The sequence below is a fragment of the Hydrogenophaga bisanensis genome, assembly GCF_042665135.1.
Lineage (GTDB): Bacteria > Pseudomonadota > Gammaproteobacteria > Burkholderiales > Burkholderiaceae_C > Hydrogenophaga > Hydrogenophaga bisanensis.
This window is the reverse complement of record NZ_JBHTBX010000008.1, coordinates 26,632-43,331: the sequence shown is the minus strand read 5'-3', so window position 1 is coordinate 43,331 and position 16,700 is coordinate 26,632. Positions and strand designations below refer to the sequence as shown.

16 protein-coding genes are annotated in these 16,700 nt (G+C 67.2%); 5 read left to right on the top strand and 11 right to left on the bottom strand.

Annotated features, from left to right (window positions below):
• Nucleotides 1-2 precede the first annotated feature (2 nt).
• The 6 genes from ACFQNJ_RS12810 to ACFQNJ_RS12785 form a co-directional block, all read right to left on the bottom strand.
• On the bottom strand, nt 3-818 hold the full coding sequence (locus tag ACFQNJ_RS12810; RefSeq protein WP_374641826.1) for an ABC transporter ATP-binding protein: 816 nt from the start codon (nt 816-818) through the stop codon (nt 3-5).
• A gap of 1 nt (nt 819) precedes the next feature.
• Nucleotides 820-1,845, bottom strand: coding sequence for an ABC transporter substrate-binding protein (locus tag ACFQNJ_RS12805; RefSeq protein ID WP_382257995.1), 1,026 nt, complete (start codon nt 1,843-1,845; stop codon nt 820-822).
• Between the two features lie 122 nt (nt 1,846-1,967).
• A complete protein-coding gene (locus tag ACFQNJ_RS12800) occupies nt 1,968-2,732 on the bottom strand; it encodes a class II glutamine amidotransferase (RefSeq protein WP_382257992.1) in 765 nt (254 codons plus the stop codon).
• A gap of 4 nt (nt 2,733-2,736) precedes the next feature.
• Nucleotides 2,737-4,233: an MFS transporter gene (locus ACFQNJ_RS12795; protein ID WP_382257989.1), complete on the bottom strand. Its 1,497-nt coding sequence runs from the start codon at nt 4,231-4,233 to the stop codon at nt 2,737-2,739.
• Between the two features lie 3 nt (nt 4,234-4,236).
• Entirely contained in the window at nt 4,237-4,464 is a 228-nt protein-coding gene (locus ACFQNJ_RS12790; RefSeq protein ID WP_382257986.1) for a hypothetical protein, read from the bottom strand.
• Entirely contained in the window at nt 4,461-4,688 is a 228-nt protein-coding gene (locus ACFQNJ_RS12785; protein ID WP_382257983.1) for a cysteine-rich CWC family protein, read from the bottom strand. The genes ACFQNJ_RS12790 and ACFQNJ_RS12785 overlap by 4 nt, the downstream gene beginning before the upstream one ends.
• 55 nt (nt 4,689-4,743) lie before the next feature.
• Here ACFQNJ_RS12785 and ACFQNJ_RS12780 point away from each other — a divergent pair, with 55 nt between their 5' ends.
• Both ACFQNJ_RS12780 and ACFQNJ_RS12775 read left to right on the top strand, forming a co-directional pair.
• On the top strand, nt 4,744-5,463 hold the full coding sequence (locus ACFQNJ_RS12780; RefSeq protein ID WP_382257980.1) for a c-type cytochrome: 720 nt from the start codon (nt 4,744-4,746) through the stop codon (nt 5,461-5,463).
• On the top strand, nt 5,460-6,725 hold the full coding sequence (locus ACFQNJ_RS12775; RefSeq protein ID WP_382257978.1) for a c-type cytochrome: 1,266 nt from the start codon (nt 5,460-5,462) through the stop codon (nt 6,723-6,725). Before ACFQNJ_RS12780 ends, ACFQNJ_RS12775 begins: the two co-directional genes overlap by 4 nt.
• A 6-nt stretch (nt 6,726-6,731) precedes the next feature.
• Here ACFQNJ_RS12775 and ACFQNJ_RS12770 read toward each other — a convergent pair whose 3' ends face one another.
• On the bottom strand, nt 6,732-8,549 hold the full coding sequence (locus ACFQNJ_RS12770) for a methyl-accepting chemotaxis protein (protein ID WP_382257975.1): 1,818 nt from the start codon (nt 8,547-8,549) through the stop codon (nt 6,732-6,734).
• Between the two features lie 202 nt (nt 8,550-8,751).
• Here ACFQNJ_RS12770 and ACFQNJ_RS12765 point away from each other — a divergent pair, with 202 nt between their 5' ends.
• On the top strand, nt 8,752-9,561 hold the full coding sequence (locus tag ACFQNJ_RS12765) for a crotonase/enoyl-CoA hydratase family protein (RefSeq protein WP_382257972.1): 810 nt from the start codon (nt 8,752-8,754) through the stop codon (nt 9,559-9,561).
• On the opposite strand, the gene ACFQNJ_RS12760 is transcribed toward ACFQNJ_RS12765, so the two are convergent.
• Both ACFQNJ_RS12760 and ACFQNJ_RS12755 read right to left on the bottom strand, forming a co-directional pair.
• Entirely contained in the window at nt 9,548-9,847 is a 300-nt protein-coding gene (locus tag ACFQNJ_RS12760) for a hypothetical protein (RefSeq protein ID WP_382257969.1), read from the bottom strand. The two genes, ACFQNJ_RS12765 and ACFQNJ_RS12760, sit on opposite strands and share 14 nt — an antisense overlap.
• Nucleotides 9,848-9,992: 145 nt before the next feature.
• Nucleotides 9,993-12,206, bottom strand: a complete 2,214-nt coding sequence (locus ACFQNJ_RS12755) for a malate synthase G (RefSeq protein WP_382257966.1) — start codon at nt 12,204-12,206, stop codon at nt 9,993-9,995.
• 160 nt (nt 12,207-12,366) lie between these two features.
• Between ACFQNJ_RS12755 and ACFQNJ_RS12750 the strand changes: the two genes are divergently transcribed.
• Both ACFQNJ_RS12750 and ACFQNJ_RS12745 read left to right on the top strand, forming a co-directional pair.
• Complete coding sequence (locus tag ACFQNJ_RS12750; protein WP_382257963.1) at nt 12,367-13,308, top strand: LysR family transcriptional regulator; 942 nt, start codon at nt 12,367-12,369, stop codon at nt 13,306-13,308.
• Nucleotides 13,309-13,394: 86 nt separating this feature from the next.
• Nucleotides 13,395-14,183, top strand: a complete 789-nt coding sequence (locus ACFQNJ_RS12745; protein WP_374641800.1) for a S1 family peptidase — start codon at nt 13,395-13,397, stop codon at nt 14,181-14,183.
• 3 nt (nt 14,184-14,186) lie between these two features.
• On the opposite strand, the gene ACFQNJ_RS12740 is transcribed toward ACFQNJ_RS12745, so the two are convergent.
• A complete protein-coding gene (locus tag ACFQNJ_RS12740) occupies nt 14,187-15,005 on the bottom strand; it encodes a carbon-nitrogen hydrolase family protein (RefSeq protein WP_382257959.1) in 819 nt (272 codons plus the stop codon).
• A gap of 23 nt (nt 15,006-15,028) precedes the next feature.
• On the bottom strand, nt 15,029-16,696 hold the full coding sequence (locus tag ACFQNJ_RS12735; protein ID WP_382257956.1) for a flavin monoamine oxidase family protein: 1,668 nt from the start codon (nt 16,694-16,696) through the stop codon (nt 15,029-15,031).
• Nucleotides 16,697-16,700 lie beyond the last annotated feature (4 nt).

Sequence of the window (16,700 nt, the reverse complement as noted above, 5' to 3'; positions counted from 1 at the left end):
GCTCAGGCCGCTTTCTGCAACTGCTGCTGGTAGCCCTTGAGGACTTCCTCGCGCAGGACGCCCCAGATGGCGGCGTGCAGCTCCAGGAAACGGGGCGTGGTCTTGACCTCGGCCACATCGCGCGGACGTTCGATGTCGATGGTGAACTCGCCGATCGGATGACTGGCCGGCCCCGCGCTGAGGATCACCACGCGGTCACTCATGGCGATCGCCTCGTCCAGGTCGTGGGTGATGAACAGCACGGCCTTCTTCTTCGATTGCCACAGGTCCAGCACCTCGTTTTCCATCAGCTGCCGCGTCTGGATGTCCAGGGCCGAAAAAGGCTCGTCCATCAGGATGATGTCCGGGTCCATCACCAGGGTCTGCGCCAGCGAAGCGCGCTTGCGCATGCCGCCGCTCATCTGGTGCGGATAGCGGTCGCCAAAGCCGCCCAGGCCGACTCGGCGCAACCAGTCTTCGGCCTGGGTTCTGGCCTCGCGCTCCGGCACGCCGCGGAACTGCAAACCGGCCATCACGTTGTCCAGGGCGGTGCGCCAGGGCATGAGGCTCTCGGCCTGGAACATGTAGCCGGCGCGGCTGTTGATGCCAGCCAGGGGCTCACCGAAGATCTTCACGCTGCCCTTGCTGGGCGAGAGCAGGCCGGCCGCCACGTTCAGCAGCGTGCTCTTGCCGCAGCCGGTCGGTCCGACCACGCTGACGAACTCGCCCGCACCCACGGTCAGGTCCACATCGCTGACAGCGGTGTAGCGCTGGCCGGGCTGGTCCTTGCTGACGAAGGTGCAGGCAATGCCCTTGAGTTCAATCGCGGGAGCGCTCATCTCAGCCCTTGGGGTACTTGGCATTGGCCTTCTGCACGAATGCGTTGGTGTAGACGGCATTCAGGTCGAGCTTGGCCTCGGCCAGCTTGCTGTCGACGCTGGCCAGCGCCTTGAACGCGGTTTCCGCGCCCTTGGCCGGGAAGCTGCCATCGACCGACATGGCCTGCTTGGATGCCAGGAAGCCGTCGATGTAGACCGCGCGGTCGCCCAGCAGGTAGCTTTCGGGCACGACCCGGATGATCTCCCCGGGGCCGGCCTGCTGGATCCATTTGTTGGCCCGCACCATGGCGTTGGTCAGGGCCTGAGCGGTGTTGGGGTTGCGGTCGGTGAAGGCGGTGGGGGCATAGAGGCAGCCCGCCGGCATGGGGCCGCCGAACACCTGTTCGGCCTCGGCCACCTTGCGGGTGTCGGTGACGATCTTCAGGTCTCCCGAGCGCTGGAGCAGCGTGATCACCGGGTCCAGGTTGCTGATGGCGTCGATCTGGCCAGCGCGCATCGCCGCCACCGCGCCATTGGCCGCGCCCACGCCGACGAAGCTCACATCGCTGGGCTTGAGACCAGCCTTGGCCAGCACGTAGTTGGCCAGCACGTTGGTGGAGCTGCCCGGTGCAGTCACTCCGATCTTCTTGCCCTTGAGGTCGGCCACCGACTTGAAGTTGGGCATGGTCTTGGGGTTGACGCCCAGCACGATCTGCGGCGCGGCGCCCTGCAGCACGAAGGCACGCATGGGCTGCCCCTTGAACTGCATGTTGATGGTGTGCTCGAAGGCGCCCGAGACGACGTCGGCACTGCCGCCGACCACGGCCTGCAGGGCGCGCGAGCCGCCGGCGAAGTCGACGATGTTGACGTCCAGCCCTTCGGCCTTGAAGTAGCCCAGCTGCTCGGCAATCGTCAGCGGCAGGTAGTAGAACAGGTTCTTGCCACCGACAGCGATCGTGACCTTGGGCTTCTCGATGCCTTGGGCGAAGCTCAAGGAGGGAAGGGCGGCGGCGCTCAGGCCGCCAGCAATGAAATGGCGTCGTTGCATGTCAGGGTCTCCGTTGGATGTTGTCGAAGGCGGCAGCCGCTTCAGGGCCTGCTGTCCGCGCTGGTCATGATACTAAGCCGCTGCCCCACTCGATGCCGGTCACGCCCGCGCCACACGAGGGATTACCCCAAGGGTTGGCCGTCCACGAACACCTTGAGTTCGTCCGGGGCAAAGGCCGTCCATTGCTCATCGCGGGTCAACGGTGTCGTGACGATGACCGCGGCCCGGTCGCCTGGCTGGTTGAGCTGCGCAAAGTCCACGGTCCAGTCGTGGTCCATCAGGGAAGCCTGCCGGAAGGGGTGTTCGCGCACCAGCCAGTGCAGCTTGGTGCTGCAGTGTGCCCACAGGGCTTCGCCGTTGGACAGCAGGAAGTTGAAGGTGCCGAAGCGCCGCACCTGGGGGATCAGTTCGCGCAGGGTCAGGGTCAGCTCGGCCACGCTGGGCACATCGGCGTGCGACTTGGCCATTTCCTGCATCAGCCAGCAGAAGGCGCGCTCGCTGTCGGTGGTGCCGACCGGACGGAACTGGGCGTGCAGGTGCGGCTGATAATCCTTGAGGTCGCCGTTGTGCGCGAACACCCAGTGCCGTCCCCAGAGCTCGCGTGTGAACGGGTGTGCGTTCTCCAGACACACCTGGCCAATCGTGGCCTTGCGCACGTGCGCAATGATGTTCCTGCTCTTGAGCGGGTAGCTGCGCAGGAATTCGGCCATGCGCGAGTCGGCGGCGCTTTCATGATCGACGAACAGCCGCAGGCCACGACCCTCGAAGAAGGCGATGCCCCAGCCGTCGGCATGGTGGTCGGTGGCGCCGCCCCGTTGGCAGAAGCCGGTGAAGCTGAAGGTGGCGTCGGTGGGGGTGGCGCAGTTGAGGCCGAGCAGCTGGCACATGGTCCTATTTTGCCTCGGGTGTCAGCGGGTGACGCATCTGTCGTGCGGCCACCAGGGCCAGCAGGCAGATGAACGCCAGCAGGCCGAAGGTCTCGTTGAAGGCGGCCAGGCGATCGGTGGACACACCGGTCCCGGCCAGGGGGATCTGGTGGGCGGCCAGCCGCCATTCCAGCACGATGCCGCACAGGCTGACACCAGCGGCACCGCCGAGCATGCGCAGGAAGTTGATCACGCTGGCGCCCTGGGGAATGTGGTGGCGCTCCAGTCCCCGCATCGCGCCGACATTGAGCGACGGCAGGATGAAGCCCAGACCGATGCGGCCCAGAATGGCCCAGGCCACCAGCAGCCAGACGGTCAGTGTCCGGTCCTGTCCGTTGATCGTGGGCATCAGGGCAAACGAGGCCGCCAGCAGGGCCAGACCGATGCTGACCAGCCGGTAGGTGGGCTGCCGGTCGGTCAGCCGACCGACCCACCCGATCGTGATGGCCAGGATCAGGCCGGCCGGCAACAAGGCCGTGCCCACGAAGGCGGCCGACAGCTGCAGGCCCATCTGCATGTACACCGGCAGCAGGTAGGTGGAGCCGAACAGCGCGATGCCGTAGATGAAGGCAACGATGCTGCCCATCGCGAACCGGCGGTCCTTGAACAGGGACAGGTTCATCAATGGGTCCATGCCTCGGTCGGGGTGTCGTTGTCGCGCGCGCAGGGTCCGGCGCTGCAGCCACACAAAGCCGATGAGAACCATGAGTGCCGTCAGCAGCAGCACCATGCCCCAGGCCGGTGTCGACCCCTGGAGTTCGACCAGGCCGTTGAGCAGGCACAGTGTCCCGATGGTCGCCAGGGTCAGGCCTGCCCAGTCCAGTCGGGCGCCCTTGGGGTCGGCGGCCTGCCCGCCAGGTGAGGTGACGGGCACGTAGCGCCGGGCCAGCCAGAGCGAGGCGATGCAGAACGGCACCACCATGAAGAAGATCGATCGCCAGCCGAAGGCATCGACCAGCAGGCCACCGATGCTGGGGCCCAGCGCGGGTGCCAGCACCACGCCCATGCCGAAAATGCCGCTGGCGCGTCCCTGTTCATGGGGCTCGAAGGCGCGCAGGATGATGATCGCCGGAATGGGCTGGAGGACGCCCGCCGCCAGTCCTTCGGCCACGCGGGCCGCCAGCACCAGGGGATAGTGGTTGGCCACCCCCCCGGCCAGGCCACCGGCCAGCAGCAGCCAGATGCAGGTGCTGTAGGTGCGACGGTAGCCATACCGCGCCAGCAGCCAGGGTGTGGTCAGCATGGACACCGTCATGGCGGCCATGAAGGCCGAGGTCACCCACTGGGCGCGCTCCTGCCCCAGCACGAAGTGCTGACTCATGTCCGGTATCGCCACGTTGATGATGGTCGAGGACATGATGGCGGCCATGGTCCCGACCATCACCGACAGCAGCAGCAGCCATCGGTAACGTTCGCCGTAGCGCTCGCGAAGGGCGGGCAGGGATCCAGGTGGGTGCGACACGGTTCAGTTCCGGGGCCTCTGCCACATGCGCCACAGCCGAATGCCCAGCAGCACCAGCGGCGCGCTGTGCAGCAGCAGGTCAAAGATGTCCAGCGGCCGGGTCAGTGTGTCCTGCGAGAGCATGCGCAACTTCTCGATCAGGTGCGGTTCGGGCACGATGGGCGCCACGGCCAGCCACAGGGCAATGGCAATCAGCCATCCCAGGGGGAAGCGGTCCAGCCAGCCCATCATGCCCGGGTCTCTGCCGCGAAGCGGGCCACGCAGGCACTGCAGACGCAGGCCTTGCCGCGGGCCTCGTCGGGGATCCTGTCGAGCAGGGCCGGATCGAACGATGCGCTCACGCACCAGCAGGGCGCTTGCGGCTGGCCGGTGGCCCGCTCGATCTCCATGGCACAGCGGTTGTCGGCGCCGCACAGGGGGCAGCGCGTCGCATCAAAAGGGGCATCGAGGCTCATGCGCATCAGTGTAGGTCCTCACCCGGGAATGCGCTGCGTGATATGGTCTGCGCCCATGTTCCGTTGTCTGTTGAATCTGATCCTGGGGGCGCTCCTGCCGACTGTGGCCATGGCCGCCGGCGACCCGCACCGCGTACCCGATACCCTGGCCCAGCGTTTGCAGGCCTGCACCGTCTGCCATGGGCAGGAGGGCCGCGCGACCAACGCAGGCTACTTCCCGCGCATTGCGGGCAAGCCGGCCGGTTACCTCTATCACCAGTTGCTGCACTTTCGCGATGGGCGGCGCAACAACGCCGGCATGAGTTTTCTGCTCGATCACATGAGCGATGCCTACCTGCGCGACATCGCGACCCACTTTGCCGGTCTGGACCTGCCCTATCCGCCACCGCTGCCACCGGCCGCCGGGCCGGCGGATCTGGCACGAGGAGAGCAACTGGTTCGCCAGGGCGACCCCGCCCGTGGATTGCCGGCCTGCGTGGCCTGTCATGGCGCATCCATGACCGGTGTGACCCCGGCTGTTCCGGGGCTGCTGGGCCTGCCGCGCGATTACCTGATCGGCCAGCTGGGGGCCTGGCAGACCGGTTTGAGGCAGGCTTTCGCCCCCGACTGCATGGCGCGCATCGCCCGCGCCATGGCACCGCAGGACATCTCGGCTGTGGCCAGCTGGCTGGCGTGGCAACCTGTGCTGGTGCCGGCCCATCCGCAGGCGGCCCTGCCGGCGCCCATGCCCATGGAGTGCGGTCTCACACCGCCGGCCCGCGGGGGACGGCCATGAACACCCGCCATCCTCTTCGTGTGGTGGCGGCGGTGCTGGCCGCCGCCGTGTTGCTGCTCGGCGCGCTGATTGGCATGGAGCTGTCTGCGACGGCGCTGCCGCCGCAGACGGGCGACCTGCCGATGGCCGACGATGCCACCGTCGCCCGTGGCGCCTATCTGGCGCGCGCGGGCAACTGCGTGGCCTGCCACACCGCCCGCGGCGGCGAGCCCTACGCGGGCGGGCATCCGATCCGCACCCCCTATGGCACGCTGGTGGGCGGCAACCTGACCCCGGACCGGGAGACCGGTCTCGGCAACTGGTCGCCTCAAGCCTTCCGGCGTGCGTTGCATGAAGGCATTTCGCGTGATGGACGCCTGCTGTATCCGGCCTTTCCCTACGCCCACACCACGCGCCTGAGCGACCCCGATGCGGATGCCCTGTACGCCTACCTGCGCTCGGTTCCGGCCGTGGCGCGCGCCAACGAGCCGCACGACCTGCGCTTTCCCTACAACACCCCGGTGGCGCTGGCGCTGTGGCGCCTGCTCAATTTCGAGCCTGGCCGGCAGATGGAGGATGCCACGCGCAGCGCTGAATGGAACCGAGGCGCCTACCTGACCGAAGGGGTGGCCCATTGCGCCGCCTGCCACAGCCCGCGCGACGCGCTGGGTGGCACCGGGCTGGCCCTGGCCGGCGGTCTCATGCCCGATGGCCGCTGGTACGCACCCTCGCTGCTGGATCCGGCCGAGGCCGGCGTGCAGGACTGGCCAGCCAGCCGGATTGCGGCGCTGCTGAAAAACGGCAGCATCGACAGCGCCACCGTCATGGGGCCAATGGCCGAGGTGGTTTTTCATGGCACCTCGCATCTGGATGAAGCCGATTTGCAGGCCATCGCCACCTATCTGCGCGAACTGCCAGCGCAGCCCGCCCGCCGGCCCGACTTCGAGCATGCCGACGAGGGCCTGATGCGCCTGGGCGCCAAGGTCTACAAGCAGCACTGCGCCGACTGTCATGGCGCGCAGGGCCAGGGCGCACCGGGCGCCTATCTGCCCCTGGCGGGCAACCGGGCGGTCCTTGCCGGATCGGCGGTCAACACCATCCAGGCCATCCTCAGCGGCGGATTTTCGCCGGCCACCGCCGGCAACCCGCAGCCCTACGGCATGCCGCCGTTTCGCACCATCCTCTCCGACACCGAGGTGGCGGCGGTGGCCAGCTTCATCCGGCAGTCCTGGGGCAACCGGGCCGGCCCCGTCTCGTCGCTGGACGTGCAGCGGGTGCGCTGAGTCGCCTCAACCGATGCGGAACTGGCCCACGGTGCGGGCCAGGCGCTCGGCCTGATCCTGCAGGCTGCTGGCGGCCGCCGCGCTTTCCTCGACCAGGGCGGCGTTCTGCTGGGTCATCTGGTCCAGATTGCCGATGGCCATGCCCACCTGCTCGATGCCCGATTGCTGCTCCGACGAGGCGGTGGCAATCTCCTGCATCATCTGCGAGACGCGGCGCACGTTCTGCACGATCTCCTGCATCACCTCGCCGGTGCGCCCCACCAGGGCCGATCCGGCCTCCACGCTCTCGACCGAGTGGCCGATCAGTTGCTTGATTTCCTTGGCGGCTTCGGCGCTGCGCTGGGCCAGGCTGCGCACCTCGCCGGCGACCACGGCGAAGCCTCTGCCCTGTTCGCCCGCGCGGGCGGCTTCCACCGCCGCATTCAGCGCCAGAATGTTGGTCTGGAAGGCGATGCCATCGATCACCGAGATGATGTCGTTGATCTTGCGCGAACTGTGGGTGATGGCTTCCATGCTGGCCACCACCTGACCGACCACCTCGCCACCCCTCTCTGCAGAGGCTGCCGCCCCGCCCGCGATCCGGTTGGCTTCCTGGGCCGATTGGGCCGACTGTGCGACCGCCGAGGTCATTTCCTCCATGGTGGCCGAGGTCTGCTGCAGGCTCGATGCGGCCGATTCCGTGCGCGACGACAGGTCGTGGTTGCCGCTGGCGATCTCGCGTGACGCTTCATGCACGGCGTCGCTGGTGGCGCGGATCTCCCGCAGCGTCGCCTGGATCTTGTTGACGAAGGCGTTGAAGCCCTGGGCAATGCGGGCCAGTTCGTCGTGCCCGCTGGCATCCAGCCGCTTGGTCAGATCGCCGTCGCCCGAGGCCACGTCCTGCATGGCCGCCTGCAGGCGATCGAGCCGCTGGAGCGAGCGCACGACCACCGCGCCCGCCAGCAGGGCGGCCGCCACGGTCACCACCACAGCCCCGATCAGGGACTGCAGCAGGAAGTTCGACACCGAGGCCAGCGCCTCGCCCTTGTGCAGCGAGATCACCAGCTTCCAGTTGGTGCCCGCCACCGGTACCGCCGTCAGCAGGCGGGCCGTGCCGCCGATGTCCACCTCGGTCAGGTCGGCATCCAGCGCACCCACCGCCGCCGGCGTCAGGGCGGGGCTCAGGCTGGTCGCCTCCTTGAGCACCAGGTCCAGGTTGGTGTGCACCATCACCTTGCCCTCGGCCGACAGCACGAAGGCATCGCTGGAGGGCGTGGGCTTGATGGCGGTCACGGCCGCGGCCACCACGTCCATGAACACGTCGCCGGCAGCCACTGCCCGCGTCTCGCCGCCGTTGCGGTCAGCCACCGCGAAGGTCATGACCAGCTTCTTGCTGCCCGCATCCACATACGGTTCGGTCAGCACCACCCCTTGCCCCTTCGCGGCCTGGATGTACCACGGCCGTCCGGTCGGGTCCCAGTCGGGGGGCAGGTTCTGAGGTGTCGAGAAGATGGCCTTTTTGTTCTGGTAGCCGATGTAGGTGGTGTCGAAGAAACCGCTCTTGACCGCCTGGGTGAGCGCCGGCATGGGGTCTTCCACCTGGGTGGCGGGCAGCAACGCACCCACCACGGCGGCCTTGCTGGCCACCCATTGGCCGATGCCCTCGGCGCGCGCCAGCGCCAGGCTTTGGGCCGATGCGTTCACCGATGCCCGGGTGGTCGATTGCAGGCTCAGGAAATTGAAGGTGCTGACCACCGCCAGACTGACCACGACCAGAACGGCGACGGTAGCGACCAGGCGGCTTTTGATGGACAGCTGTCGGAAACGTGAGGATGGACGGTTCATGGTGACCTCATGACGAAAGAAATACACCTTTTGAATGCGGTTCGCGGCCACCGTGGGGTCGCAAAGGCCGCAACGTGCGTGCTCATCGGCAGGACCCGATAGCCACTTGAGCCCGAACAGACCGGCGGATTCCCGCTTTTTCGTGATCCGAGCCGACGCCAAGGTGACCGCAGGGGTGGATCGGCCGTCCTACCATGTCCCCATGGACACGACACCCGCTCCCGCCGAAGGTCGCATCCTCACTGAGGTGCGCGGCCCGATCCTGATGATCGGCATCGATCGCCCCGCCAAGCGCAACGGCTTCACGCCCACCATGATGCGTGCCCTGGCCGAGGCCTACACCCGGCTGGATGACGACCCGGTGCTGCGCGTGGGGGTGCTGCACGCCATCGGGGATCATTTCACCGCGGGGCTGGACCTACCCGCCTTTGCGCCACTGATGCAGCGTGGCGAATACGCCGTGCCCCATGGTCTGGTCGATCCGCTGAACCTGGGCGACGCCGGCTGGCGCCGCCGCACCAAACCCCTGGTGGTGGCGGTCAAGGGCATCACCTTCACCCTGGGTATTGAGCTCATGCTGGCGGCCGACATCGTGGTCGCGGCGGACGACGGCCGCTTCTCGCAGCTGGAGGTGGCGCGCGGCATCATGGCCACGGGCGGCGCCACCCTGCGCATGGCCGAGCGCGCCGGCCTGGGCAATGCCCTGCTGCACCTGTTGACGGGGGATGACTTCAACAGCGCGGAGGCCCTGCGCCTGAATTTCGTGCAGCGTGTGGTTCCGGCGGGTCAGGAACTGGATGGGGCGCTGCGGATTGCCGAACGCATTGCCCGTCAGGCGCCGCTGGCCGTGATCGCCACCCGGCTCAACGCCCTGAAGGCGGTGGAGCAGGGGCCACAGGCCGCCATGGCCGATTTCGACGCCACCCAGCAGCGCCTGGCGCTCAGCGAGGACGCGGCCGAGGGCGTGGCGGCGTTTCGCGAGAAGCGCCCACCGGTGTTCAAGGGGCGCTGAGGCGCCCGATCAAGTCTTCGCCCCATGCCCAGGGGCCGGTCAGCGTGAGCGTGACCGACACCCGCTCGTCTCCATCGGGCAGGGTCTGGATATCCAGATCCCACGCCCCTCCGTCGTCCAGCGCGCCACGCGGACCCGGCGCGTCGGACTGTGCCGCCGCCTCAACCGCCCGCACCTCGGCCATCACCGTGGACAGCTCGTCGGGGGGTACGCTGGCCATGGCTTCCCAGCTGCCGTTGCCCTCGCCATCGTCGCTGGCGTCGAAGATCAGGTATTGAAGCTGCATGGCAGCGATTGTCCTCTGGCCAAAAGCACAACGGCGCCCAAAGGCGCCGTGTTTCCGTCCAGAACGCCGCGGAACTGGCTTTGCCAGGCCGCAGGCGTTGCCCCCTTGAGGGGTGAAGCACCGCAGGTGCGGCGCAGGGGTGGACTTAACTCGCCTTCACCTTCAGACGCCAGGCGTGCAGCAGCGGCTCGGTGTAGCCGCTCGGCTGCTCCTTGCCCTTGAACACCAGGTCCAGCGCGGCCTGGTAGGCCTTGCTGGTCTTGGCGTTGCCGGCCATGGGCTGGTAGAGCTTGTCGCCGGCGTTCTGCTTGTCCACCTTGGCGGCCATGCGCTCGAAGGTGTCGCGCACCTGTTGTTCCGTCACGATGCCGTGGTGGAGCCAGTTGGCCACGTGCTGGCTGGAGATGCGCAGCGTGGCGCGGTCTTCCATCAGGCCCACGTCGTTGATGTCCGGCACCTTGGAGCAGCCCACGCCCTGGTCGACCCAGCGCACCACATAGCCCAGGATGCCCTGGATGTTGTTGTCCAGCTCGGCCTGTTTCTCGGCCTCGGTCCAGTTCGGGTTGGCGCTCACCGGTACGGTCAGCAGGCCGGTCAGCAGGTTGTCGCGCTCCTTGCTGGCGTCGATCTTTTCCAGTTCCTTCTGCACGTCGGACACCAGCACCTGGTGGTAGTGCAGGGCGTGCAGCGTGGCACCGGTGGGCGAGGGCACCCAGGCGGTGTTGGCGCCGGCCTTGGGGTGGGCGATCTTCTGCTCCAGCATGGCCTTCATCAGGTCGGGCATGGCCCACATGCCCTTGCCGATCTGCGCCTTGCCGCGCAGGCCGCAAGACAGACCCACCAGCACGTTGTTGCGCTCGTAGCTCTGGATCCAGGCGCTGGTCTTCATGTCGCCCTTGCGGATCATGGGGCCGGCCAGCATGGCGGTGTGCATCTCGTCGCCGGTGCGGTCCAGGAAGCCGGTGTTGATGAAGGCGACGCGGCTGGCAGCGGCTTCGATACAGGCCTTCAGGTTGACCGAGGTGCGGCGCTCCTCGTCCATGATGCCCAGCTTGACGGTGGCTTCCGGCAAGCCCAGGACCTGCTCGACGCGGCTGAACAGTTCGGCGGCGAAGGCCACTTCCTTGGGGCCGTGCATCTTGGGCTTGACGATGTAGACCGAGCCCTTGCGCGAGTTGCGGATGGCGTCCTTCTTGGTCTTCTTCAGGTCATGGATGGCGATGGCCGTGGTGATCATGGCGTCCATGATCCCTTCGGGGATTTCCTTGCCTTCCGCACCCCACAGGATGGCGGGGTTGGTCATCAGGTGGCCCACATTGCGCACGAACATGAGCGAACGGCCATGCAGGCGCACCGTCTTGCCATTCGGGGCGGTGTACTCGCGGTCACCGTTCAGACCACGGGTCATGGTCTTGCCGCCCTTCTCGAACGACTCGGTCAGCGTGCCCTGCAGGATGCCCAGCCAGTTGCTGTAAGCCAGCACCTTGTCCTCGGCGTCCACGGCGGCCACGGAGTCTTCCAGGTCCAGGATGGTGGACAGCGCGGCCTCGACCACCAGATCGCTCACGCCGGCCGGGTCGGTCTTGCCGATCGGGGTGGCGCGGTTGATCTGGATCTCCAGGTGCAGGCCGTTGTGCTTGAGCAGCACGGCGGTCGGCGCCTTGGCCTCGCCCTGGAAACCGATGAACTGGCTCTTGTCGGCCAGCTTGGAGGTGCCACCTTCGGCCAGGCCCACGACCAGCTCACCGTCCTTGTTGACCTTGTAGCCCGTGGAGCCGACGTGCGAACCCTTCTTCAGCGGGGCGCAGCGGTCCAGCACGTAACGGCAGTACTCGATGACCTTGGCGCCGCGCTTGGGGTTGTAGCCGCCCTTCTTGCCGACCTTCTCGCAACCCTTGTCCTCGCTGATGACATCGGTGCCATACAGCGCGTCGTACAGGCTGCCCCAGCGCGCGTTGGCGGCGTTGAGCGCATAGCGGGCGTTCAGGATCGGCACCACCAGCTGCGGGCCGGCCTGGGTGGCCAGCTCGTCGTCCACGTTCTTGGTGGTGGCCTTGACCTTCTTGGGCTCGGGCACCAGGTAGCCGATGGTTTCCAGGAACTTGCGGTAGGCCACCATGTCGGAGATCGGGCCGGGGTTGGCGCTGTGCCAGGTGTCCAGCTCGGTCTGCAGACGGTCCCGCTCGGCCAGCAGGGCGGCGTTCTTGGGCGCCAGGTCGGCCACGATGGCGTCGAAGCCTTTCCAGAAGGACTCGGCGCTGACACCCGTGCCGGGCAACACGCGCTGGTTGACGAAATCATAGAGCTCGGTGGCGACCTGCAGGCCGTGAACCGTGGTGCGGGAGGTGGTGGCGGACATGGCAAGGACCTCAACAAATGGACGGATGCTGGGAAAACGTGGGCGGCATCAGGCATGGCCTGGGTGTACGCCGTGCTTCACATGTTATTCGATACGTCTGCTGGCATTAAATAACTGTCATTCGATGGATCGATGACTTTTTTGGATGTAATCTGCGCCTGTGGACAAGCTCAAGCAACTCGAAACCTATGTCTCGGTGGCCTCGCGCGGCAGCCTGACGGCTGCCGCACGGGCCGAAGGGGTGGCACCCGCGGTCATTGGACGGCGTCTGGATGCCCTGGAAACCCGGCTGGGGGTCAAACTGATGGTGCGCACAACGCGGCGCATCACCCTCACCCATGAAGGGTCGGCGTTCCTGGAGGACTGTCAGCGCCTGCTGGTCGATCTGGCCAACGCCGAGGCCAGCGTCAGCGCAGGCGGGGTCAAGGCCAGCGGCCACTTGCGCATCACGGCGCCGGCGGGCTTCGGCCGCCGCCATGTGGCCCCGCTGGTCCCCAGGTTCCGGGAGTTGCATCCCGAGGTCACCATCTCGCTCAACCTCAGTGACCGGGTGGTCGATGTGGCCGGTGAAGGTTACGACTGCGCGGTGCGCGTGGGCGACCTGCCCGACTCTTCCCTGGTGAGCGTGCGACTGGCCGACAACCGGCGCCTGTGCGTGGCCACGCCCCGGTATTTGCAGCAGCACGGGGTGCCGCAGACTCCGGCCGATCTCGTGCGCTTCGATTGTCTGACCCTGTCCTCTGATGCCTCGCAGACGCGGGGCTGGGCATTTGCCGTTCCGCGCGAACGTGGCGATGGTGCCGAGTCGGGAGAGAAGGACATCATCCATCTCCGGCCGGGAGGGCCGCTGGATTGCTCCGACGGGCAGGTGCTGCACGAGTGGTGTCTGGCCGGTTTCGGCATCGCCTGGCGCAGCACCTGGGAGGTGGAGTCGGACATCGCCAGCGGCCGCCTGGTCACGGTCCTCGATGAGTTTGCGGCGCCGCCCAACGGCATCTATGCGCTTTTCCCCCAGCGACGGCATCTGGCCTTGCGCGTGCGTCTCTGGATCGACTACCTCAAGCACCACTACGCCCAGCCGGATTTCTGGTCGGCGCGCTGATGGGTTGCCCAAGGGTGATTGGGCCCGAACCGGGTCGGTTCGACTAACATGCACCCGGAACAGGACATCAGGAACAGGGCAGACACATGATGTGGCGACGGATGGGGTGCATGGGGGCGGTGCTGGCGGCACTGCTGGGCGGTTGTGGCGGCGGTGGAGATGACCCCGAGGCGTCCATCACCGATCCGGTGCAACGTTGCAGCAGCATTGGCACGCAACCGCTGGTGGCCAATGGCACGGCCTGTGTTCCCTCGGCTTCCACGCCGGTGTTGCTGCTGCTGGTGGTCGACCGCAATGGTGAGGTGGGTTCCTGCTCGGGTGTCAAGGTGGCGCCTGGTCGCGTACTCACCGCGGCCCATTGCGTCGATGCGTCGGCGAGGGCGGTGGTCGGGGTACTCTGGGACGGGCAGGGCAACGCCACCCAGGTGCGCGCCCAGTCCTGGGTGGCGCATCCGGCGTTCTCCGAGACTCCGCAGTACTTCGTCAACGATGTGGCGGTCGTGTCTTTTGCCGATCCACTGCCTTCACCCGCTGTGCCGGTCATGCTGAGCCAGTCCTCCGGCAAGGGGCAGGCCATCCTGCTGTCGGGCTGGGGCGCACCGGATTACGTCCTCTCGGTGGGGTCGGCGCTCATTGACGAGGTTCGCGACGATTACCTGCGCATCACCTACGACGGCACCTTGAGCAATGCCTGCCCGGGAGATTCCGGGGGGCCTGCCACGCGGGTGATTGGCGGTCGTCAGGTGGTCGTGGGGCTGGTGTCGGCGGGCACCGGTGGCTGCAACCCCGGCGGCAGAACTTTTTTCTCCAACCTGGCCAAACCCCAGGTCAGCGATTTCATCCGCGCCCAGGCCGCGGGCGCCGAACTGCTCTGACCGTCAGGCCTGGCCGGCGTGGCTGCCGGTCAGCGGACCGTACAGGTCGGATCGGCGGGCGTTCAGCGGCGATCCCAACCGGGCCTGAGCGAGCGACGGTTGGTCCAGTCTGACGCAGCACAGCGAGGACTGCGTGTCGGACACCGACATGATCTGCCCGTCAGGGCCAGCGACCGTGCTCAGGCCTCCATAGTGCAGGGCGCCCTCGGCACCGCAGGCATTGGCATAGGCGATGAACAGGCGGTTCTCGCAGGCCCGTGCGGGCACCAGCAGCCGCGGCACCTCCTCGAAGCCCGTCATGTTCGCCGTGGGCACCAGCACGGCGTCGGCCCCCTGCAGCGCCAGCAGCCGAACCGCTTCCGGAAACTCCACGTCGTAGCAGATCAGCAGGCCCAGGCGCCAGCCTTGCCAACCGAAAACGGCAGGGGCAGCGTCACCCGGGCTGAACTGGTCACGATCCAGTTCACCGTACAGATGGGTCTTGCGGTAGTTCATCAGCCGCGTTCCATCGGGACCGACGGCCTGCACGGCGTTGAATGGTTTGCCGGTGGGGTTGTGTTCCGGGTAGCCATAGACGATGCCGATGCCAAGGCGCTGAGCGATGGCAGCGACCGCTTGTGCCAGCGGACCATCGGCTGGTTCGGCCTGGTCGGCGATGGCTTCGGCACCAATGGCATAGCCAGTCAGCGACATCTCCGGGCTGACGATCAGATCGGCACCCTGCGCGTGTGCCTGGGCACCGGCTGTCTCCAGGCGCTGCAGCGCCTCGGGGGAGGAGGCGACATAGGCTGTCTGCCAGAGGGCAATGTGAAGATCGTCCATGACTCAATCCTGCCTGCGGCTGTTCAGTCGGGCAAGACCACCGGCCCGATGTGCGGGAACAAGTCACCCGGTCCGGGGTTGTCCGTCGGACACCGGCCGCCCAGTTGGTGAACGATGCCCCACACCGCGTTGAGCGAGGTCTGCACCGCACCCTCCACCCAGGCGGGCGTGAACGAAATGTCGTCACCGGCCAGAAAAATGCCGCGCTCGGCGGCGGGCAGCCCGTCCTGCATGAAGTGGCCGTACATGCGCTGGTTGTAGCGGTAGTGGCCGGGCAGGGCACCCTTGAAAGCGCCAAGAAAATAGGGATCGGCCTCCCACGAAATCGTGATGGGGTCGCCGACGATGTGGCCTGCGATGTCCACCTTGGGGTAGATCTTCTTGAGCGCGTCCAGCGCCAGCTGCACGCGTTTGGCCGGCGGGTGCGGCAGCATCTTGAGGGCATCGCTCATCCAGGCGTAGCTCAGGCACATGACAGCAGGCTTGTCCGGCCCGTTGTCGAACAGGTAGGTGCCGCGCGTGAGCCGGTCGGTGAGTGTCATGCTCATCGTGTCGCGGCCGGTCGAGGGCTGAACGTCCTTCCAGAACGGCCGGTCGACCATCACGAAGGTCTTGCTCGACTGCATGTAACGCGTGCGGTCCAGCGCCATCCACAGCTTCTGCGAGAACAGAGACTCTTCGACCGCGATCTGCGTCGTCAGCAGCCAGCTCTGGCAGGTCACCAGCACCGCGGGGTACTCGCGAACCGTGCCCCAGTGGTCGGTCACGGCGAGCTGGCCTGATACGGCACGCCGGATGGCGGTGACGCCCGGTCGCGTGGCACCGCCGTGCAGACTCGCCAGTGTGGTGCCGGCCGGCCAGTGGACGATCTGCGCCGGCGCGTGCCGCCACAGACCCAGCGGCACCTGCTGCACGCCGCCCACGATCAGGTGCTGGTCCTCGTCGCAACCGGTCAGCACCACGCGCAGGATTTCCAGCATGGTGTTGGGGAAGTCCGAGTCCCAGCCACCGGTGCCGAAGCCCACCTGCCCGAACACCTCGCGGTGGCGGAACGAGAGCTTCGAAAACGCCTCGGACTGGGCGACAAAGTCGTAGAACGTGCGGTCGTCCCACCGCGGCACGAGCGCGTCCCACAGCGTCTTGAGCCTGGGCACGTCGCGCTGGCGCAGCGCCTGCTGCAGTTCGCCGAAACCCAATTCATCGAGCGCGGCGGCCCAGGCGTCGGCCACCTCCCGGAACAGGGGCGGCAGGTCGGCGAGGGTGCGCGCGTAGTGCGTCTGACCTTCCAGGTCCACCACCGTGCTGCCGGCGGCGGGCGTGAGGGGGTTGGGGAAAGGCTTCGTTTCCAGTCCCAGCAGATTTACATAGTGGAAGAAGGCGGTGGACGAGGCCGGGAAGCGCATGCCGCCGAGCTCGGCCACCACGCCCTGCCCACCTTCGAAGGGCTGCGACCGCAGCCGTCCGCCCATGCGCGAGGCCTCGTAGATCACGGGTTTGAGGCCCAGCTTCATCAGCTCGTAGGCCGCGGTCATGCCGGCCATGCCGGCACCGACGATGGCCACCTCGGTGCCGTGTGCGTGGACCGGCAGCGTGGCCAGGCCTTGCGGGTGCGTCAGCCAGACGTCGTAGGCGAAGGGGAAGTCCGGACCGAAGATGGTCACGGGCGCGTCGGCGGAGCGAAGCGGTTTCATCCGG